The organism is Salisediminibacterium beveridgei (genome assembly GCF_001721685.1).
GTDB classification, from domain to species: domain Bacteria; phylum Bacillota; class Bacilli; order Bacillales; family Salisediminibacteriaceae; genus Salisediminibacterium; species Salisediminibacterium beveridgei.
Genome location: NZ_CP012502.1, coordinates 1710894 through 1731748, shown reverse-complemented (window position 1 = coordinate 1731748; position 20855 = coordinate 1710894). Strand labels below are relative to the sequence as shown.

Genomic DNA, 20855 nt, shown 5'->3' with positions numbered 1-20855 from the left:
AATTCAGGTAGGTATTTTAATTTTCGTTCGCTCGACTTCTTCCGCTTCAATCAGCGCGTCCATATTAAGAAATCCATATACATGAGGCTGCATAATTCCTGTATCCTCGATATCTTCATAGATTACAGCACTTTCGAGGAGCTGATCATCAAATTTGAGAATCACGTATTCCTGATCAGTATTCAATTCTGCTATCATTGCGGGAACTGTTTTCTCAGAAACGCAGGATATATAACCTGTGTCATCAAAATAATCAGGGAAGTACTCCTCTTCCTCGAGGGCAAATGCCAGTTCTTCTTTTGTTATGAAATAGTAGATCATCGCTTTAATCACCTCTCATTGACTCTTACTGGATTCCGAATCCTTAATCTACTTCGATTATATATGAAAAAACAAAGGATTCAATGCAAGAAGGTGACAATTCCTCGAACAATTCCACCATTATGATAGTTGTAAATAGAAATAGCGATGTCCTTAACGGTTATTTCGAGTGAACTTCTACGATTTGATCAGCTTCCATCAGATAAAGCAAACAGCTCTCAATTGGTTCATTCCAGCTGCTCTCGATTGCTTTTTGATAAAATTCAAGCTGAACCTTATACTTTTCTGAGAAGTGGGCAGCGACGGCTTCATCAGAAGCCAAGTCTTGTGAGATCTGATCCGTTTTATAATCAATCATAATGAGTTCTCCTGTGCTATTTCGAAATATAACATCGACCATCCCCTGAATGAAAACATCTTCTTCCCCCTTTTCTTTTTGCCAATCCGGATACGCGGATTCTGCGGGGATCGCATGAGTAAAGGGCAATTCCCGCCACACCTCTTCAGCTTGTTTCATTTCCTGACCAATCGTTGTTTTGAAAAACGCTGCAGCTTGAGCTACATTGAGCTGTTTGGCTTCCTCAATACTTAAGCGATTCTCTGACACCCAATTTTGAAGCTGATCGTTCAGCTCTTGTTCGGATGTGTGTTGTAAGTCGATCAGTTGCATTACCATATGCATCAGCGTCCCTTTTTCAGAGGGTTTCAAAAGATTTTGTTGAAGAAATCCGGGGCGTTCAGCAAAATCAGGACGAAATGAAAAAATAAACCGGTCATCACTGTAATCTGAATCAAGTCCCGCTTTCAATTCGGAAACCGTTTGTTTCGATTGGAACTTCGTCGCCTGTTCAAATGGGTATTCCCACTCAAATATATGTTTCACCTGCTCTTCTTCATTCAAATCACCAGGAACAGGTGCAAGGTCTCTTAAACTCTGATAGAGTTCTTCATCCCGCATAGAATCACTTGTTCTGGGTAGTGACAATTCATTTGATAGAACATTCCTGAATGTCCACTTTGAGCGATCACGAATGGTGAAGTCTGCAACAGGGTAAGTTCCATCATCTTTCACGATCTCTTGCACATCAGGATGCCTCAAAATAGCAGGCATCATCCAGTCCAAATACGTATTCGCATTCATCCGCGAAAAAATTGGCAGCTTTATTTGTTTGGCAGAGGCTTTTTCTGACCATTTCATTACTTCTTTTTCAGCATTCTTAGATGAACCGATCAAAATTAGCTGTTCTTTTGCCCTTGTCATCGCAACATAAAGAACACGCATCTCTTCAGCAAGCATTTCTTTCGATGCAACCTGTTTCATTACTTCATGAGGAAGTGATGGACTCACAACCCTTAATTCCGGGTCAAACCAGCGGGTACCAAAACCTAGTTTCTGATGCATTAAATAAGGCTGTCTGAAATCCATACGATTAAACGGCCGGTTCAATCCAGGTAAAATCACAACAGGATATTCCAGTCCTTTACTCTTATGGACTGTCATTAATCTGACGACATCCTCCTGTTCACCAATTGACCTCGCTTCTCCCAGGTCATCGCCACGCTGTTCCATTTTTTCGATGAATTTTAAGAAGCGATAGAGACCTCTGAAACTTGTTTTCTCATAAGCCTTTGCCCTGTCATACAATGCTTTAAGATTCGCCTGGCGCTGTTTACCACCCGGCATACCACCCGCATAATCAAAATACCCGGTATCTCCATAAAGCTTCCAGATAAATGAAGAGAGAGAAGTGGCCCTTGCTTTGTTTCGCCAGTTCTTTAAACGATTCAAAAATGAGGTGATTTTAATTTGCAATTCCTCTGAATTTTGCAAATCCAATTCAGGGAACCTCATGACATCATGAAAAAAATCATTACCACTTCCTTGAATACGAATTTCCGCCATTTCTTCGGACGATAAACCTGCAATCGGTGAACGTAATACAGAAGCCAATGGAACATCCTGGTGAGGATTATCAATGATTTTGAGTAAAGAAAGCATGATTTGAACTTCTATTGCACTGAAGTATCCTTTTGAAACATCTGCATAAAGGGGAATCCCAGCCTGCTTAAATGACTCCATAAAGGTATCAGACCATGTCATAGAGCGCACGAGAATTACGATGTCCCGGTATTGCATTTTGCGATACGATTTTTTTTCGGGATCATAGACTCGCTGATTTGAAAGCATATCCTGTATTCGTTCGATCATCGCTAGTGATTCCGCTTCAGCCGCAGACAAGTCCTCTTCTGCTTCAGTGTCCGGGATCGATGAATGGTCATTTCCATCCTTCATTAGGTCAATCAAATGAAAATCCGTATGAAGATTCTCCTCTTCTGGAAAAGACAAGTTACCGGTTACTAGTGCTGCGGCGTCATCATATTCAAGCTCCCCCGCCTTTTCATCCATGAATTGTTTGAAGAGATAATTGACAGAAGACAAGATTTCATCCCGGCTGCGAAAATTCATGGACAAATCAATCACCATGCCATCACCGGATCCGTCTGATGTATAATGCCGGTATTTTTCAAGAAATAATCCCGGATCAGCTAATCGGAAACGGTAGATGGACTGTTTCACGTCACCTACCATAAAGCGGTTATCTTTTTGGGAAACAAGTCGCAGAATAGCTTCCTGGACACGGTTTGTATCCTGGTATTCATCTGTCATGATTTCCACAAAGTAATCCCGATACTGTTTAGCGATTTCTTCACCATGATGATTCATATTCAATATCGACAAGGCATAATGCTCCAGGTCACTGAAATCAACAACTGATTTTTCCTTCTTTTCTTCCTCATACTTCATCGAGAATGCCGACACCAGATTCATAAGATTTTCGACGGAAAATGCAAGATCACCGGTATCTGCCAGTGAATCATCGAGTGATTGAAAAACAAATTTCTCTTTTAAGGTTGTGATTTTTCCTTTTGCCTCATTTCTGGCATTAGTAATGGCATCTTTTATTTCCGGTTCAAACATATCTTTTTTTGTTAACGGCTTTAAGCTCTGAAAAGATACCTTTTGCAGTTGTTCAAACTGCTCTGCAACGTCTTCTGTTTCAGAAATTTTCAGTATTGTGGCATATTCATTTTCTATTGTTTCCTGATATTTTTCAAAACCATCATGTGCATTTATTAAATTTACAGCTTGTTCGAACAGTAACAGGGCTTCTGATATCAAGTCTGAGATTACAAAGTGCAGTTCTCGAAACCATTCATCCGTTTTATAATTTCCTTTTACCACAGACGTGTACACGGCTGCTGCTGATTGAAGCCACTCTTCAGGATTCGGATGACTGAGTGAAAAATCATGCAGATCCAGGATAATGTTTTTCAGTCCTTCGTCATTTCGATCGCTGGAATAGCGATCTACTAAATCGTAAAAAGCAGATGGGTTGTCTGATGAATATGCTTCGTCAAATAAAGATTCCATCACTTCATCCTTCAACAGAACACCTTCAGTATCATCAAGTATCCTGAAAGATGGGTCGATATCAATCAGATAATAGTATTCACGAACAATGTTCATGCAAAAAGAATGAAGGGTCGATATATTCGCTTTTTGAAGTAAAGTCAACTGTCTTTTCAGGTGAAGTGACTCTGGCTTTTCAGCAATTTTGTCCTCCAGTGCTTCACCAATCCGATGCCTCATTTCAGCTGCGGCTGCATTTGTAAACGTGACGATTAATAATCGATCAAGGTCCGTTTGCTTTTCAGTATTAGTGATTTTGTAAATGATTCGTTCTACCAGCACGGCGGTTTTACCGCTTCCGGCAGCTGCTGCAACCAGGAGATTATTCCCTTCAGCTGCAATTGCCTGCCACTGTTCGTCAGTCCACTTCACTTCAGGGGGCTTCGGTTTAATCTCCATCTTGTACCTCCTCCATGTTGATTCTCATCAATTGCATAGCACGTTCCTGATTTAATCCTTGAAGGTGGCGGAACTGCATCTCTTCTTGAGAAGCATCAAACTGGCAAAATGCCTGATAAGGACAAAATCGACAAGGTGTCTCTTTGTTTTTTTTATATGGATCAATCGCTATGTTTCCACTTAGTATCGCTTCGGATGAAGATTTCACTTTCGAACGTATCCATTCTCTGCAAGCCTGGATTTCCTCTTTTTCAATGACCTTGGATCGTTTGGTTAATTCACCATCTTTTTTGCGATGAAGAGGAGCAATGACTGAAGAAGAAGACGCTTCAAGAGTATGATCCGTCAATGCTACTGCATGATCTTCATTCAGTATCAGTCCATTCATACGGAACTTCTCAAGGATTTTATTCTCTGCTTCTTCCGGTGATAATTTTCCGCTTGATGATGTAATCAATGGATTATGAATATGAAAGTAGAGCATCCCTGCTGGAACTGCTGTTGAACCGAGCCATTCTGATGAATAGGTCAACAGTGCATCAAGATACACCAGCATTTGCATAGACAACCCATAATATACTTCATCCAGTTCAATATCTTTTTTGCTGGATTTATAATCAATCACACGAATATAAAGACCATTCTCGGTTTTGGCAGTATCCACTCGGTCGATTCTGCCTGACAATTCGACAACGGTTCCATCAGTCAGTGTATAAGTCAACGGAGGCAGTAAACCATTTTTGCCAAAACCAAGTTCAATCGCTTCAGGTTGAAATCCTGATCGTTCAGCTTGAACCGCCAATATCATGGCCGCTCTGATCACAACTTTTTCGAGTTTCGATAAAATGTAATGTAATCTGTTCGAACTCTTTAATATATTTCGGTTGATTTTAGGTGCCAGGCCTTCAATTATGGTCTTCGACCTCCGTGTTGCTTCAACCTCACTTAACTCAGACAACGGGATTTCTTCTTCTTTCAACGCTTCTGTTAATTCCTTCAGTGCTTCGTGGAACAGAATACCGATATCCGGAGCCTCAAGTCTGAAATATTCCCGGTCCTTTAAACGTAAACCATAATTTGAAAATTGCTTAAATGCACAGGAATTAAATTGTTCAAGCCTCGAAACGCTGGCTGTAAGTTGATCACCATATAATCTTTTGGCGGTGTCAACCGGCAACTTACCAGGATCATTCGTGTAAAAAATGCTGGAAAGGGATGTCGCAACGGTTTTATGAAAATCCTGCTGTTTACTAAACCAATTGTATACAGACCACCAAAATGAAGGAATCGGATACCCTTTCTTCCATTGCTGCAAACGTTCTGTCATAAACGACCGGGCAGAAACCGGGGATGAGATAAACAGCCATTCTTCATCGTCATTACCTGCATCTGAAGGCGTTTCCACTTTTAATTCAGGTTTGAGATTTGGAAACATGTCATAAAGTTGGTGAAGAATCATAGAAGGTTGTTTCGCTTTTCCATCATCATCACTGAGTAAATAGCTGATAACCAGCCTATCCGTCGGACTGGTTTGCGCCAGATAAACAAGAAATTGTTCATTCATTAATTGCCTTTCTGCTGAAGGTGAAAGCTCGTAGCCTTCTTCAATTAAAAGCTGACGTTCCTGATTGGTCAGAAAAGTGGATTCTTCAGCTTTGGCTGGAATCACGCCGTCATTAGCACCTATGATAAAAGTACATTTAACATCATTTAATCGTGAAGTTGCCATGGTTGCAGCCATGACCTGATCAAATGCTGGAGGTATAATGGAAAAAGAGATACTTTCAAGACCGGTATCAAGCATTTTTTGGAATGTAGTGAATGGCATATCATCTTTTCCACAAGCTTCATCCGCCTGTTCAAGCACGCTGATCAGCTGTTTCCAAATCTGGTCATGGTCTTTTGCTTCTTGGAGTCGTCCTGCCTGTTCTGCATGATCACGCATTGCTGCGAGCTTTTCTGGTGCATCCAAAGTGAGAAGTAGCTCAAACAGTGATGTAGCATATTCTCTGACCGAAGTTTGCTCTTTGATTTTCTCGAAAAAGTCACTCAACGGTTGAATCATTTCATCGTAAAGCCTTTGCATACGTTCAACTTTTTCATCAGCTTCGCCTTCTTTAACAGTACGATAGAAACTGATTCGCTTTTGCCACTCAACGGGGTCGTACCATTGTTTTCCATTAATACCTAAAGCTAAAGTGACATTTTCGAAAACATCCAGGTCATCCTGATGCATGCTCCCTTTCGTTGGCAATACAAAGTGTGTTTTTAAACAGCGTATGACATCTTCATAACGCCAATGTTTTGAAACGACTTCCATAATGGAACGCACAAATTCGATCAGGGGATGGTGTATCGCTGTACGCTTGGCATCAACAAATACAGGTATTTCTTCTTCATCAAATATTAATTCAATTATATCGTGATAGTCCTGCAGATTTCGTGTGAGCAATGCGATATCTTTATAACGATATTTTTCTTCACGAACCAATCTTTTTATATCTCTGCAAATACCACGGATTTCTGCTCTTTTGTTAACACATGCATAGACCTGCACACCAGAATGATCAGTCAATTCCAGTGCAGGGCGCCGGGTACTCATCCGTTCAAGGTGAGCAATCGAAGGACTATTAAACCGGATTTGCTGGTTCGAGTGAATTGGTTCGAATATCTCTATAGCTTTATCTTTTGCGATTTCAATCAACTTTTGTTCAGTCAGCATTGTTTCAAAAAAGAGGTGTAGGGGATCCAGTTCGTTCGATGGATCCTGATAAGCATCCTTCGTCAGGGTGATGATCATGTCACTAGCCTGATCCATTAATTCTGCGATAAAAGCTTCTTCGAGTGGACTGAAATGATGAAAACCATCCACCGCAATCAGGCTGCTGTTGATCAATTCTGAATCTGGAACCAGGCTGATTGCAAGCTTAAAATCATCTTCTGACGCCAAACGAATACCTTCTGTGTCTTTTTTTAACTCTTGATGGATTAATAAAAAATCATTGAATTTGTCTTTTAATGCTGCCGAGAGATGGTCCTTATTTGTTATGGATTGGATCTGTTCTTCCTCCAGCCCATATCGTTTGCATTCAGTTAACATAGCATACAATTGATCGATAAACCCATTCTTACCTATAGCATTTTCAAATACATTGAGCTTGGCTTTCTGTTCTTCTGAGACCTTTCTCAAAAGCATGTTCACACCTGTTTGTTGAAGATGTGTTAACGCATGCCCTCCCTGCTCCTGAAGGATCATATGAGCAAGCCGGTTAAAACCCAGCACACGTATCCGGGTTGAGCCTTTACCCATTTTTCTGATTATCCGTCTTTCCACCTGAAACGTCATCTGATCGGGCACCAAATAAAAAATCGGTGACCCGGTTGGATGTTTTTTCTCCAATGCCAAGATTTCATCTTCGATATAAGTTGATTTCCCTGAACCTGATCGTCCTGTAATGATCTGCAGTCCCATTGAGCACCTCCGCGCAATCGTATGTTCGTGCTTAAATCATATCAGATACTATGTCAGAATCAAACTGTTTCATAAGTTATTTTTTGCTATAATTAATGAGCAGTTTAACAGCAAAGATCGTGAAGGAAGTGAAGACAATGTTCGAACATTTAAGACCTTTTCTGATTGGACAGCGAATCATTAAAACAGGGATTGCAGTAGCGTTAACATCAATGATTTGTCTGCTGTTTGATCTGCCTGCCATTTATGCTGTGATCACAGCAATTGTAACCATCGAACCGAACACCTATGACTCCATTCGTAAAGGGATGGTCCGTTTCCCTGCAGCTGGAATTGGTGCGGGTATTGCGACGCTTTCTGTCTTTTTTCTCGGTGAAACGTATTTGACATATACCATTGCAGCAGTCGGTACAATTTATCTTTGTCAAAAGCTGAAACTTTTTGACGGGACGCTCGTGGCAACACTGACTGCAGTAGCGATGATCCCTGATCTGGACGGTCCTTTATTGATGCAATTTTTGACTCGCCTTGGCACAACAACAATTGGTATAACAGTCTCGTCAATTGTCAATGTTACAATTTTCCCTGCGAACTATTTCAAAAAAATACACGACCAGACTTACAGACACATTGACGAAGCAAAACGGGTTTTACAAGGGATTGTTATGCCCTACGAAATGAGTGGAGCAAATTCTGGAGATGGGCTGAATTATATGAAGTTTAAACGTTCTCTCGCAAAGACGGATCAGTTAATGGGGTATCAGCGGAAAGAACTTCGTGTGCACCGCTTCCGGTTTAAAAATTATCGGAATTTCCTTTTACTGCGTGAACGTATGGACTTGTTACATCGCTTGGAACTTCATTTAGGCAACTTGTACTACATTGGCCGCATACAAAAATTAACATTGATTGAAAGGGAACTTCTCGATGAAATCGGGCGTCTCTTACCTTCTTTACAATACGGCGATGCAAATGGGATGTCTGATGAACATTATAAAATCATCCATGAATTGGATCAGGCACTTCGTTATGAGTATGAGGCCCCCACAGAAGGCAATGAATTTGATAAAACACACTATCTCAATAAAAACACCCGTTTCTTTTATGAACTGTTATCTTCTTTTGAAGTATTGGGTGATTTGCAAACACGACAAAAGAACCCTTCACTTTGAAGGGTTCAGATTTGTTCATCGGGCAACAGGTCGATATCAAGATTCTTCTGCTTCATCTTTTTTCTGATGAAAACTGGAATAGTGAAAGCTATGAAAAAAGTACCTGCTGTGATGCTGATCATTGCCGGACTTAAATCAACAATGGCAGCACCTAAAAAATTAAATGCAAATGTTCCTGGAATGATGCCTGCCATCGTAGCTTTAAAATAGATGGAGAATTTCACCCGTGACAGAGCAGCAAGATAACTGAGGAAATCAAAATTAACGACTGGGATAATCCGAAGAGCAGTGATGTAGAAAAAACCGTTCGATTCAATATTTCGCTGAATGGCTTCTCCTCTTCCCTGCCATTTTTTTGCCCTGATTTTATGTCCTAGTTTTCGCATCACCATAAATGATAAGGCTGCGCCTGCCAGAGATCCGATGTAGGTCACTGCAGGTCCAATGATCGGTCCAAAGGACAAACCACCAGCCATTGCCATGATTGAAGCGGGAAACAAGACAAAGGGCCTGATCGTGAACAGCAGTATAAAAACCAACGGTGCAATAATGCCAAAACTGAGCATAAAATGCTGGAGCTGTTCAGGTCCAACCGTCGAAAAATTATTAAATAACCAGTAACCTGTATAGGCAATGAGCATAAACAATATGATTTTCAAAATGAGTTTTTTCGGCATGATGTATGGACGTCCTTTCAACACTGTATAACTCCAATATTGCCGTTATGACAGCACATTACACATCCTTTTTTTAGAAATCAAAGAAAAAGTGATTTAACGCTGTACTCGTCCTTGGAAAAGAGAGGATCTTTGCCAATGGAGAGTTTTGCCAATTCGCAGCCAATGAATGGCCCCGTCGTTAATCCGCTTGCACCGAGCCCATTGGCTGTGTAAAGGCCCGGAAGTTCAGGGATCTGACCAAAGACTGGGATTGAATCCATTGAGAAGGGTCTGGTCCCCACCCTTGTTTCAAGGAACTCAGCGCCTTTGAATCCTGGTGCAAAAGTGAAGACTTCATCTAAAATCGCATGAATCCCTCCTGCGGTAGCGGCGGTGTCAAAGAGCTTATGGTCTTCTCTTGTTGCACCAATCACCATCCGGCCATCCTCAAAAGGTATAACATAATAATCTTTCGGAGGAAGTATAACTGGCCAGTTGTCACTGTTCATGCCTTTTAAGCGAAGATGAATCAACTGTCCTTTTTGAGGCCTGATATTCATTTTTAATTTTTTTCCTTTAAAGAGTGAGTTCACCCAGGCACCTGCAGTTACGATCACATTTTCTGCGAACAGATCCATGTGGCCTACTTTCACACTGAATCGATGATCGCCCCTTGGGGTTACCTCCGCGTGACCGTGTATTCGCACTGCGCCATTCGCTACCGCTCCATGAATCAGACTGTCTCTTAATAACCGGCCATTCACTCTCGCTCCCCCACTCACAAATACGCCTTGATAACCATTTGCAACAAGTGGAAATTGGCGCTGAACATCTCTTTCACTCAGATACTTGACCTCGCCAATTTCAGGTGCGTCTGGTTGTTTTTGAATAGCCAGATTCATTTTCTCATTCACTATGTGATCCTCCGACGTCAATGCAATCGTACCGTTTCTTCTGTATCCGGTATCAGTATTCTGGTTTTGTTCGAGCTCCGGTATCAGTTCATGATAAAAACGAGCGCCTTCCTTTGCTAATCGGTACCATGATTCATTTCGACGATTGGATAGCCAGGGACTAATAATTCCTGCTGCCGCATCGGTTGCTTGACCTTTATCTCCCCGATCAATTATTGTAACTTGTTCTCCTTCTCTGGCAAGATGGTAAGCCGCTGATGCTCCAATAATGCCTCCACCGATAATGATGTGATGTGTCATGCCATCAACTCCTCACTTGTCTTCAATATTGATAGTAAAACAGTTTAAAAGCTTTGACGCAAGGGTTGAACTCATCTTGCATAACCCGTCAAATTCTGATAAGGTAAACAGTGAATATAATAGTTTATTCTTGACTTCTGAAGGAAGTGAGAGTAGAGGTGCAATTTTCATCAGTAGGTCAGTTCAGGAGGTTGAACTCCCACGATCCTTTCCGAAAGGGGAAATTGCCGAAGCACTCAGGTGTTCAACCATCTGATCGCTGGTTCTGCCCTTAAATAAAGGCAGAACTGTCGTACAGCCCAGCTGCTGTATGGAGGGCTATCTCACGCTGGACTCGTACACGTCAGTGACGCCGGCAGCATGAGCCCCATGCTGTTTTTTTGTACGATTTTTCAGCCGAATAGCTCTATTCGAACGCCACATGGCGAAATCTGAGAATAGAGGTGCAGTAAAATGAACTTTGGACAGATGATCACAGCGATGGTAACACCCTTCAACGATGATTTACAAATCGATTTTGACAGAACAGAACAACTGATTGAACACCTTATCAGTACAGGAAGTGATGCCGTTGTCTTAAGTGGTACAACCGGTGAAGCACCGACGCTGTCAATTGATGAAAAAAATGCTTTTTTCAGATTCTGTGTTAAGATTGTTGATGGACGAATACCTGTGCTTGCCGGAACCGGTACCAACAGTACCAAGGCCGCCATTGAATTAACGAAGATGGCTGAAATTGCCGGCGCAGAGGGTGTCATGTTGATGGCTCCTTATTATAACAAGCCAAATCAGCAAGGGATGTATGAACACTTCAAAGCTGTTGCCACGTCGACTGTGCTGCCGGTCATGCTATACAACGTACCTGGTCGCACAGGTGTAAACCTTTTACCCGAAACAACGATTAAACTTTCCCGTATTCCCAACATTGTTTCCATTAAAGAAGCAAGTGGCGATCTGGATGCTATGTCGATGATTATCGAAGAAACATCAGATGACTTTTCAGTTTACAGCGGTGATGACAGCTTAACATTACCTTCCTTAGCTGTTGGCGCTGATGGGGTTGTATCGGTTTCCTCTCATGTTATTGGTGATGAGATAAAAGAGATGATCGAAGCTGCGAATGATGGGGATCTCACCAAGGCCTCTGCAATACACAGAAGATTGGTTCCGATGATGAATGCCATGTTTATCGCACCAAGCCCGTCTCCCATAAAAGCGGCACTGAATATGATCGGCGTGCCGGTTGGTTCAGTCCGTCTGCCTATCGTGGATGTTGATGAATCAGAAAGAGAAGCCATCTATAATCAAATCGCCTACAAACGTTTCTCATCAGCTGTATAAATGACAAACAGGTGCTGCAAAGATTGATGCAGCACCTGTTTTTATACTTTAAACAGCCACATCTTCAAGAACTGAACACTCATATCTGTGCAATTAAGGTTTTCTTCATGAATCCAGATGATTTTTACGTAACATCTGCTGTAACTTTTTTGATGCGCTTAATGTAAATTGCTTTACTTCCCCCTCCGACATGTTCAGACGATCAGCAGTTTCCTGAACAGCATTTCTCCCATAAACAATTAATGAACCATGAAATGTCGAAAACTCCTTCTCAACCAGGCGGAATGTTTTATAAACGGATTGTTCCGGTTCAGGCAGTAAAGGAATCAACTCGTCTTTCAGTTTAAAATAATTATCCGGTTTCACGTATCTCCCTCCTCAGTAAACATTATACATACAATCATTCAAGCTATCAGCCAGCACCTGATTTTAAATCTGTATCAATCAAAATTCTGAAATAATACCTACTGTATTACAACTATTATTTGTATTGTTTTAATAAAAATTAATTTTCATATGGCTATTCATCGAGATATTATCCGATAAAGTTAAATTAACATACTATTATGTTTAAAATCTGTTTCACTTAAATTAACTTTCTGTTATATTTCATCAGACCGTCACATTTCATGCATTGTTTTTTGATGAATATCCATTATAATTAAATTAGATCAATAAGTGATTGATTTCACAACGTTGTGTTTGAGTGTCATGAACATTTGGGTAAATGATTTAAAAAACAGGAGGTTTTAATAATGAGTAAAACTTTAGAAGCCGTTCAACAACCTGCATGGGAATCTTTTGAACCTGGGAACTGGCAATCGGCGATTGATGTAAGAGATTTCATTCAACAAAATTATACACTTTATCAAGGTGACGAATCATTCCTCGAAGATGCAAGTGAATCAACAAAGTCATTGTGGGATCAGGTCATGCAACTCTCCAAAGAGGAACGCGAGCGCGGTGGTGTCTATGATATGGATACTTCAATCGTTTCTTCAATCGTTTCTCATGATGCTGGCTATCTGGATAAGAGCAAAGAAAAGATCACTGGCGTTCAGACAGATGTTCCGTTCAAACGTTCCATGCAGCCATTTGGTGGTCTGAGAATGGCAAAAGCATCTCTTGAATCTTACGGGTATGAACTCGACAGCGAAGTCGAAGCCTTTTTTGCAAACAACCGCAAAACCCATAACCAGGGTGTGTTTGATGCCTACACCCCTGAGATGAAATTAGCACGAAAAGTCGGTATCATCACAGGACTTCCGGATGCATACGGCCGCGGCCGGATCATTGGTGATTATCGCCGGGTTGCACTCTATGGTGTTGACTTTTTGATTGAAGAAAAGAAAAAAGAAATGGCTGAAACCGAAGGCACCATGTTCTCTGAAACGATTCAAATCAGAGAAGAAATGGCTGAACAGCTTCGCGCATTAAACGAATTGAAGCAACTCGGAAAAATATACGGTTTCGACCTCTCTCGCCCTGCCATGAATACAGTCGAAGCTTTTCAATGGCTCTATCTCGGATATTTGGCAGCTGTGAAAGAGCAAAATGGCGCTGCAATGAGTCTCGGTCGAGTATCAACTTTCCTCGATATTTATGTGGAACGTGACTTGAAAGCCGGAACACTTACTGAGCCGGAAGTACAGGAAATCGTAGATCACTTTATTATGAAACTTCGTCTCGTGAAATTTGCACGGACGCCGGAATATAATGATTTGTTCAGTGGAGACCCGACTTGGGTTACCGAATCCATCGGTGGTGTCGGTGAAGATGGCAGGCCGCTTGTTACGAAAAACTCATTCAGATTCCTGCACAGTCTGACAAATCTTGGACCCGCACCTGAACCGAATCTGACTGTCCTCTGGTCTCCAGAGTTACCTGAAACCTTTAAACATTACTGCGCAAAAATGTCGATTGAAACAAGTTCAGTTCAATATGAGAACGATGATATTATGCGAGATGAATTTGGAGATGATTATGGGATTGCCTGCTGCGTGTCAGCAATGACAATCGGTAAGCAGATGCAATTTTTCGGAGCCCGGGCGAACCTGGCAAAAGGTCTTCTCTGTGCGATTAATGGCGGCGTTGATGAAATGGGCGGAACAAAAGTAACACCAGGAATTGAACCAATCACTTCAGAATATCTTGATTATGACGAGGTCAGAGAAAATTTTGATCTCGTGATGGATTGGCTCTCAGAACTCTATATCAATACACTGAACATTATTCATTATATGCACGATAAGTACAGTTATGAGCGCATTGAAATGGCCCTGCATGATCGGGACATCCGCCGTACCATGGCAACAGGTATTGCAGGATTATCCGTAGCTGCTGACTCTCTCAGCGCCATTAAACACAGCCGCGTCCGCGTCATCCGCGATGAAAACGGCCTGGCTGTTGATTATGAAGTTGAAGGTGACTATCCGAAATACGGGAATGACGACGATCGTGTCGATATGATTGCCAAAGAACTGGTAGAAACGTTCTCGCAGAAATTGAAAAAGCATGCGACTTATCGGAATGCCGAAACGACCATGTCTATTCTGACGATCACTTCAAATGTTGTTTATGGTAAGAAAACTGGCAACACGCCATGCGGTAGAAAAACAGGTGAACCATTTGCACCAGGTGCGAACCCACTTCATGGGCGAGATACAAAAGGCGCATTGGCATCACTCAATTCGGTTGCAAAAATGCCATACCATGCTTCACTGGACGGCATTTCGAACACATTCTCGATTATTCCGAAAGCGCTTGGTAAAGATCATCTCATGCAAAAAGCAAACTTATCCTCCATTCTCGATGGGTATTCAGTAAAGAACGGTCATCATCTGAATATTAATGTGTTTGATCGCGAAACACTTCTGGATGCTATGGACCGGCCGGAAGAATATCCTCAATTAACGATTCGCGTTTCAGGTTATGCTGTCAACTTCATTAAGCTTACTCGTGAGCAGCAACTTGACGTCATTAATCGTACGTTCCACGAATCGATCTAGATTTAATATCAAGAAGAATGGGGATGGAAAGGTTGAACCTTTCCATCCCCTATTCACATCAGGAGGTAATATCGATGCAAGGACGCATTCATTCCATCGAAACTACGGGGATGGTAGACGGACCCGGAGTTCGTTATATGATTTTCACACAAGGGTGTCTTCTTCGCTGCCAGTACTGCCACAATCCCGACTCATGGGATCTTGCAGCTGGAAAAAATATGACTGTTGCAGAATTAGTTGATGATATTAAAAAGTATGTTCCTTACATGAAAGCATCCGGGGGTGGTGTCACAGTCAGCGGTGGTGAACCATTACTGCAAATGGATTTTCTGACTGCTTTATTCAAAGAATTAAAAGCTCTTGATATCCACACAGCAATTGACAGCTCTGGTGGTTCGTATTCTACCGCGGATAACTATCAATCATCCTTTAAGGCATTACTTGAAGTGACTGATCTGTTTCTGGTGGATCTGAAACAAATGGATGACGAGAAGCACAGGTCATTAACCGGTGTCACAAACCGCCATATACTTCAATTTGCAAAGGAATTGTCAAAGCGTCAAATACCTATGTGGATCCGACACGTTCTTGTCCCTGGAAAAACGGATGACGAAGCAGATTTAAATAAGTTGGCCAGTTTTGTTTCAGAATTAAATGGCGTGGAGCGAATTGAAATTCTACCTTATCATCTGATGGGTAAATACAAATGGGATGAAATGGGGCTTGTATATCCGCTGGGCGATACCCCTTCCCCCACTGAGTCAGCGACAAATCAGGCGATCAGTATTTTGCAAAAAAAGAACCCTGATATTCCTGTTGGCTGAAACATTTAAAAAAGACCCCGCTCTCTCCAATGATTAATTTCATTTGGAAAGTGCGCGGTCTTTTTTCATTATCCGAAAAGTTTACTGACGGATTCATTATTGTGAATCCTTAACAGGCCTTCACCAATCAATGTTGCGACAGATAGTGTCGTAATCCGTTCATCTTGCCTGTCCAGAGATTGTTGAATCGTGTTTGTAATCACAACTTCCTTCAACTCAGATTGACGTATCCGGTCAATGGCAGGTTCACTCAGTACACCGTGGGTTGCACAAGCATACACTTCTTTCGCGCCAAATTCCTTCAAGGCTACTGCGCCTGCTGTCATCGTACGGGCAGTGTCAATCATATCATCTATAATAATGGCCGTTTTCCCTTCGACTTCACCAATAATATATTGACCGAGAACCATTTCATCTATTTCAGTACGCTGTTTATCAATGAGAGCAATCGGAGCATCCAGATCATTAGCAAGTTTCCGCGCTCTTGCAGTACCAGCATTTTCTGGTGCGACTACTACGACATCTTCGAGCTGTTTGTTTTTAAAGTAGTCTGATAGAAGCCAGTGTGCTTTTAATTGATCAACTGGTATATTGAAAAATCCTTGAATTTGAGCTGCGTGAAGATCGACAGAAATCACTCTGTCAGCTCCTGCAGATTCAAGCAGGTTTGCAATTAATTTTGCCGTAATGGGTTCTCTTGAACGTGCTTTTCGATCCTGCCGTGAATAGCCGTAGTATGGCATGACAACATTAATAGACTTCGCAGAAGCCCGCTTTAGTGCATCAATCATAATTAATAACTCCATCAAAAGTTCATTTCCTGGTTCTGCAGTGGATTGCACAAGGTATGTATCTTGTCCCCTGACGGTTTCATCAATGACAATCTGAACTTCACCGTCACTGAAACGCTGAATGGAACTATCACCGACCTTGATGCCAAGATAATCTGCAATTTCCTGGGTTAGAGCAGGATTCGAATTCAAAGTAAACAATTTCATGTGTTCTGTTCGTTTTTTGTCCACAAAAGACCCCTCCACGTGATTGATTTCATCACTAGTTTACCATAGATTAATCAACAGGAACTATCAGTTTTCATCTTGATCCTCAAAAGTCAACGTACATGAAATCGGTTCGGATGATACTACTTTCCAATTATAATCTTTCAGATAAAATGCAGGCTCATCCTCTGAAAGGATTGGCTTCAATAACGGATTCTCAGGATCAGAAGGATCTTGTTCCAAAACGATGCAATCCAGTCCCTTTTCTAATGAGACTACCGCACCATTTGGAAAAGGAACAAAGACTTCCTGAAAACGACTCGATGCTTCTTTTGAGTAATCTTCTAGAAATTCTTTTACTTTCCAGTAAAAGAGGTGCATATCAAAAAGTCCATCGTGAAAGTGCTGAAAGAAAACCGATGTCACTTTTTCAACAATAATTCCTCTGCGTTCTTTCACCCCTTTGAATATTTCTTCATGAAAAATATACAGATCTTCTTCGAGGGATGTACCTTGTAGAATGTGATCGAGTTGAAACCGCGAGTAAGAGGATATGTCCTCAAGAAAACGGACTAATGCAAGCGTGGCCTCAGGCTCTGGTTCATCGTTTTCGTCCACAACATTTTGATAAATAAAATAGGATGTTCCCATTGCTGTGAGATTCCGCATATCTTCTTCAGTAATCGTTCTGTTTTTGGCAATGATACAACGACCATAATGATCTTGAATATCAAATTTCGTTTTAAATCCAGCGTGAAGATCATGCAAAGCAATCATCCGTTCAGTCATCCTGTTCCCCTCCTGTATCAGCCAGCTTTTGTTTATCATATCAGAAATCACGCGTTCAGTCTCATTCAAAGCTATCCGAATTGATTCCCGGAATGTCGTGAATGAAATCACCCGCAGGAATCGCAAGTCCAACGCGCTGATCTTCTCCTGAAACGAGCGTTGTTGTTGTCGCATAAACTACTGCAATGACTTCGCCTGATGCGTTAAATACAGGGGATCCACTACTTCCTCTGTATACAGGTGCATCAAGCATCAAAGGGGCGTTTTCCCGGTTGGATTGTTCCAATAAACCAATCAGTTGACCGCGATTCGCAATGAAGTTAAAAAATAGAGGATTTCCTATAAAAACAATTTCTTCTGCCTGTGACCATTCGTTTTTAAACTGCAACTCAACGTGATCGTTCATATCCTCAACCTGCAAAACCGCTATATCCAAGTCTTCATCAGTATAAATGATCTCTGATTGATAGGCTTCCCCGTTTTCAAATGTAATGACAGGATAAGGATCCTGCTGATCGATAACATGTTCATTAGTTAACACGAGACCTTCTTCAAGGTTGTAAACAAAACCGGTTCCTTTGGAATTACCGGCACGAACGACCACAACACCATCCTGAAGCTCTTGAATACTTTCATCTTGAGATAATTCGCGGTTTACCTGAACAAATTCTATGGCTGGCAAGTTAAAGATTTGTGGCCACATGGCAAACACATTCCCTAATAATGCCGCAGTGACAAGCATGGCTATCGTCAGTTTCATACCTCTTTTCATTTTCCTCTTTGGAGGACTCTCCATTGGGTCTGGTGGATTGAACCATTCGTCGCGCGTATAATAGCGTTCCCCATCGAAAAACAATTCCTCTTCTTTTTGAGGTTCTTCATTTACTTCTTCATCAGAATCCTCATCGTTTATAGAATCATTTTCGCTTCGGTTCTTTTCATCACTCATCATTTTCTCACCTCTCGATAGAAAAAGTGCTCCTCGCATCTGAGAAGCACTTAATGAAAAACAGCAACAGCAGTATCAGGATCGACCAGAAGAACCTGTCTTTTCTTTGTCTTTTTTCATCTGCTTACTTCTTAATTGTCCGCAAGCAGCGTCGATATCTGAGCCTTGTTCATGACGAACACCGCACTGGACACCATTTTTCATCAGTATATCGAAAAATGTAAGGATGGCTCCTTTCTCACTCTGATTATACTGAATATATTCATCTACCGGATTATAGGGGATCAAATTAACATAAGTCAGTTTCTTTTTATCATTGATCAACTCTGCAAGTTCCCGGGCATGCTCAGGCTTATCGTTCACACCATCAAGAAGAATATATTCCAATGTAATCCGTCGATTTGTTTTCTCGATATAATAGTCAATAGCAGCCATCACATCTTCTATCGGCTGTCCTTTATTGATTTTCATAATGCTTGATCGAAGTTGATTATTAGCAGCATGGAGAGATACTGCCAGATTCACCTGAAAGTTCTCGTCTGCAAAATCCCGAATTTTTTGGACCAAACCGCTGGTTGATACAGTGATGTGCCGTGCACCAATGGCAAGACCTCTGTCACTGTTTACAATACGCAGAAAATTCATCAGATTCGTGTAGTTATCAAATGGTTCACCGATCCCCATCACAACGATATGACTGACTCTTTCTTCTGTACCCAGTTCATCCATGTCGAACTGAACTTTCAGTATTTGTTCTACTATTTCTGCTCCGCTTAAATCCCGATCTTTCGATAACAAACCACTGGCGCAAAAGCTGCACCCGATATTACAGCCAACCTGTGTCGTAACACAGACCGAATTCCCGTAGTCAAACTTCATCAAAACGGTTTCGATCAAATTTCCATCAGCTAATTTGAATAAAAATTTCTTTGTCCCATCTTTTGATTCCTGTTTGGAATGAAGTTCTAATGTTTCAAGAATAAAATGGTTGGCAATCAATTCAATTGTGTCTTTTTTAATATTTGTCATCTCATCAAAACTGCGGACCCGTTTCACATAAAGCCAGTCCCATACTTGTTTGGCACGGAACTTCTTTTCTCCCTGTGATTCAAACCAGTCTTCCAGTTGCTGAAATGTTAATCCATAAATGGATGTTTTACTCATAGTAACCCTCTTTCCTGCGTATTTCCTCATCAAGAATCATACGTGTAATCCGTACTTTTTGCAAGGCAAAGATATCATCACTCTACAAATTGCCCGTGATTTTAGAGCTTCTTTTTTTTGTAGTTAACCATACACCAATAATTACAAACACCGTTCCTGATAGATGGTGAACTGTAACAGCTTCCCCAAGCCAGATGGCCGCTCCTGCCATCGTAAAGATCGGCAAGAGATTTAACATGACAGCGGCCCTGGAAGCACCTAATGTTCCCACTGCTTCATTGAAAAAGAGCAGCGCAGTTAATGATGGAAAAATCCCAAGATATAAGAGTCCAGCATACATAGGAAGGTTGAATGTCAAATCAGGAATGCCCGTAATCAGCCATTCGACCAACATAATTGGAAGGAGCACAAGGACCGACAATCCCGTCATCACGAACAGTGCAGCATAGGGCTTAAAAAATGTCATGTATTGTTTAACCATAATGGAATAGACTGACCAGCAGATGATCGCCCCGATCATTATCAGGTCACCAGGATTCCAGTTCAACTGATGTAACCGGAGAACCTGTCCATCAACCACTACATACATAGCTGCGCAGATTGACAAGATCACACCGATGATTGCAATTCGAGGCAATCGTTCTTTAATTAACCAGGCGCTCAGCAACACCGTTAACGCTGGAATAACGGTCTCCAAAACAGCTACATTCGTGGCCGATGTGAATTGTAAAGCACCGTAAATGAATGTATTGAAAAACGTCACCCCAGAAAGTGTCATCAATATAAATGGCCACTTGAGTTTATAAAATGTCTCACGAGAAAGATATGCCTGTCGATATGCAAATGGCGCTACAATTATGAATGCCAAGAGCAATCTGAAAAAAGCGATCGTAATAGGTGGAAGATCATTGATAGCTTTACCGACAAGGATATTTCCTGAATAAAACATCGCAACAAAAATCATGAGCAAGTATGCCTTCGCCATCAATAGTCCACTCCTTAAAACGAATTCAGACAACATTTAACAGTTTACCATAAATCGATAGTAACAAAAACAATGCCTATCCGGTTAG

Annotated in this window: 15 protein-coding genes and 1 riboswitch; of the genes, 4 read left to right on the top strand and 11 right to left on the bottom strand. The window is 41.4% G+C overall.

Translation table 11 applies throughout. From position 1 onward, the window contains the following. Positions 1-3: 3 nt before the first annotated feature. From BBEV_RS08030 to addB, 3 genes are all read right to left on the bottom strand, one after another. Positions 4-321 carry a DUF952 domain-containing protein gene (locus BBEV_RS08030; RefSeq protein WP_069364996.1) on the bottom strand — a complete coding sequence of 106 codons (318 nt, stop codon included), beginning with the start codon at positions 319-321 and terminating at the stop codon, positions 4-6. Positions 322-481: 160 nt separating this feature from the next. Beyond that, a complete protein-coding gene (gene addA / locus BBEV_RS08025) occupies positions 482-4192 on the bottom strand; it encodes a helicase-exonuclease AddAB subunit AddA (RefSeq protein WP_069364995.1) in 3711 nt (1236 codons plus the stop codon). Beyond that, positions 4182-7664, bottom strand: coding sequence for a helicase-exonuclease AddAB subunit AddB (gene addB / locus BBEV_RS08020; RefSeq protein ID WP_069364994.1), 3483 nt, complete (start codon positions 7662-7664; stop codon positions 4182-4184). Before addB ends, addA begins: the two co-directional genes overlap by 11 nt. A gap of 95 nt (positions 7665-7759) precedes the next feature. Here addB and BBEV_RS08015 point away from each other — a divergent pair, with 95 nt between their 5' ends. Continuing rightward, entirely contained in the window at positions 7760-8836 is a 1077-nt protein-coding gene (locus BBEV_RS08015) for an FUSC family protein (protein ID WP_084007298.1), read from the top strand. Positions 8837-8841: 5 nt separating this feature from the next. Here the strand turns inward: BBEV_RS08015 and BBEV_RS08010 are convergent, their stop codons facing one another. Both BBEV_RS08010 and BBEV_RS08005 read right to left on the bottom strand, forming a co-directional pair. Beyond that, positions 8842-9513, bottom strand: coding sequence for a TVP38/TMEM64 family protein (locus BBEV_RS08010; protein WP_069366660.1), 672 nt, complete (start codon positions 9511-9513; stop codon positions 8842-8844). An 80-nt stretch (positions 9514-9593) separates the two neighbouring features. Further along, a complete protein-coding gene (locus BBEV_RS08005) occupies positions 9594-10709 on the bottom strand; it encodes an NAD(P)/FAD-dependent oxidoreductase (protein ID WP_069364992.1) in 1116 nt (371 codons plus the stop codon). Positions 10710-10854: 145 nt separating this feature from the next. Continuing rightward, positions 10855-11038: riboswitch (Lysine riboswitch) on the top strand. A gap of 124 nt (positions 11039-11162) precedes the next feature. Here BBEV_RS08005 and dapA point away from each other — a divergent pair. Next, positions 11163-12050 (top strand): 4-hydroxy-tetrahydrodipicolinate synthase, encoded by an 888-nt coding sequence (gene dapA / locus BBEV_RS08000; protein WP_069364991.1) that lies wholly within the window; start codon positions 11163-11165, stop codon positions 12048-12050. A 105-nt stretch (positions 12051-12155) separates the two neighbouring features. Here dapA and BBEV_RS07995 read toward each other — a convergent pair whose 3' ends face one another. Beyond that, the gene (locus tag BBEV_RS07995) at positions 12156-12416 is read right to left on the bottom strand and encodes a hypothetical protein (protein WP_069364990.1); all 261 of its coding nucleotides are present in this window, start codon (positions 12414-12416) and stop codon (positions 12156-12158) included. A 389-nt stretch (positions 12417-12805) separates the two neighbouring features. On the opposite strand from BBEV_RS07995, the gene pflB reads away from it, so the two are divergent. Then, complete coding sequence (gene pflB / locus BBEV_RS07990; protein ID WP_069364989.1) at positions 12806-15058, top strand: formate C-acetyltransferase; 2253 nt, start codon at positions 12806-12808, stop codon at positions 15056-15058. Between the two features lie 74 nt (positions 15059-15132). Beyond that, a complete protein-coding gene (pflA, locus tag BBEV_RS07985; protein WP_069364988.1) occupies positions 15133-15882 on the top strand; it encodes a pyruvate formate-lyase-activating protein in 750 nt (249 codons plus the stop codon). 68 nt (positions 15883-15950) lie between these two features. On the opposite strand, the gene BBEV_RS07980 is transcribed toward pflA, so the two are convergent. The 5 genes from BBEV_RS07980 to BBEV_RS07960 all read right to left on the bottom strand — a co-directional run bounded on the left by BBEV_RS07980 (position 15951) and on the right by BBEV_RS07960 (position 20767). After that, positions 15951-16904, bottom strand: a complete 954-nt coding sequence (locus BBEV_RS07980) for a ribose-phosphate diphosphokinase (RefSeq protein WP_157100944.1) — start codon at positions 16902-16904, stop codon at positions 15951-15953. A 63-nt stretch (positions 16905-16967) separates the two neighbouring features. Continuing rightward, on the bottom strand, positions 16968-17669 hold the full coding sequence (locus BBEV_RS07975) for a hypothetical protein (protein WP_069364987.1): 702 nt from the start codon (positions 17667-17669) through the stop codon (positions 16968-16970). Positions 17670-17730: 61 nt separating this feature from the next. Continuing rightward, positions 17731-18618, bottom strand: coding sequence for a S1 family peptidase (locus BBEV_RS07970; RefSeq protein ID WP_069364986.1), 888 nt, complete (start codon positions 18616-18618; stop codon positions 17731-17733). A gap of 75 nt (positions 18619-18693) precedes the next feature. Further along, positions 18694-19782: a dual-specificity RNA methyltransferase RlmN gene (gene rlmN / locus BBEV_RS07965; RefSeq protein ID WP_069364985.1), complete on the bottom strand. Its 1089-nt coding sequence runs from the start codon at positions 19780-19782 to the stop codon at positions 18694-18696. 82 nt (positions 19783-19864) lie between these two features. After that, positions 19865-20767 (bottom strand): DMT family transporter, encoded by a 903-nt coding sequence (locus BBEV_RS07960; protein ID WP_069364984.1) that lies wholly within the window; start codon positions 20765-20767, stop codon positions 19865-19867. Between the last annotated feature and the right edge of the window lie 88 nt (positions 20768-20855).

Excerpts from the sequence above, each read along its gene's own strand:
- addB (WP_069364994.1), bottom strand. The coding sequence starts at position 7,664 with ATGGGACTGCAGATCATTACAGGACGATCAGGTTCAGGGAAATCAACT.
- BBEV_RS07970 (WP_069364986.1), bottom strand. The coding sequence starts at position 18,618 with ATGAGTGATGAAAAGAACCGAAGCGAAAATGATTCTATAAACGATGAG.
- pflB (WP_069364989.1), top strand. The coding sequence starts at position 12,806 with ATGAGTAAAACTTTAGAAGCCGTTCAACAACCTGCATGGGAATCTTTT.
- BBEV_RS08005 (WP_069364992.1), bottom strand. The coding sequence starts at position 10,709 with ATGACACATCACATCATTATCGGTGGAGGCATTATTGGAGCATCAGCG.
- BBEV_RS07960 (WP_069364984.1), bottom strand. The coding sequence starts at position 20,767 with ATGGCGAAGGCATACTTGCTCATGATTTTTGTTGCGATGTTTTATTCA.
- addA (WP_069364995.1), bottom strand. The coding sequence starts at position 4,192 with ATGGAGATTAAACCGAAGCCCCCTGAAGTGAAGTGGACTGACGAACAG.
- BBEV_RS08030 (WP_069364996.1), bottom strand. The coding sequence starts at position 321 with ATGATCTACTATTTCATAACAAAAGAAGAACTGGCATTTGCCCTCGAG.
- rlmN (WP_069364985.1), bottom strand. The coding sequence starts at position 19,782 with ATGAGTAAAACATCCATTTATGGATTAACATTTCAGCAACTGGAAGAC.
- BBEV_RS08015 (WP_084007298.1), top strand. The coding sequence starts at position 7,760 with ATGAGCAGTTTAACAGCAAAGATCGTGAAGGAAGTGAAGACAATGTTC.
- dapA (WP_069364991.1), top strand. The coding sequence starts at position 11,163 with ATGAACTTTGGACAGATGATCACAGCGATGGTAACACCCTTCAACGAT.
- pflA (WP_069364988.1), top strand. The coding sequence starts at position 15,133 with ATGCAAGGACGCATTCATTCCATCGAAACTACGGGGATGGTAGACGGA.
- BBEV_RS07975 (WP_069364987.1), bottom strand. The coding sequence starts at position 17,669 with ATGACTGAACGGATGATTGCTTTGCATGATCTTCACGCTGGATTTAAA.
- BBEV_RS08010 (WP_069366660.1), bottom strand. The coding sequence starts at position 9,513 with ATGCCGAAAAAACTCATTTTGAAAATCATATTGTTTATGCTCATTGCC.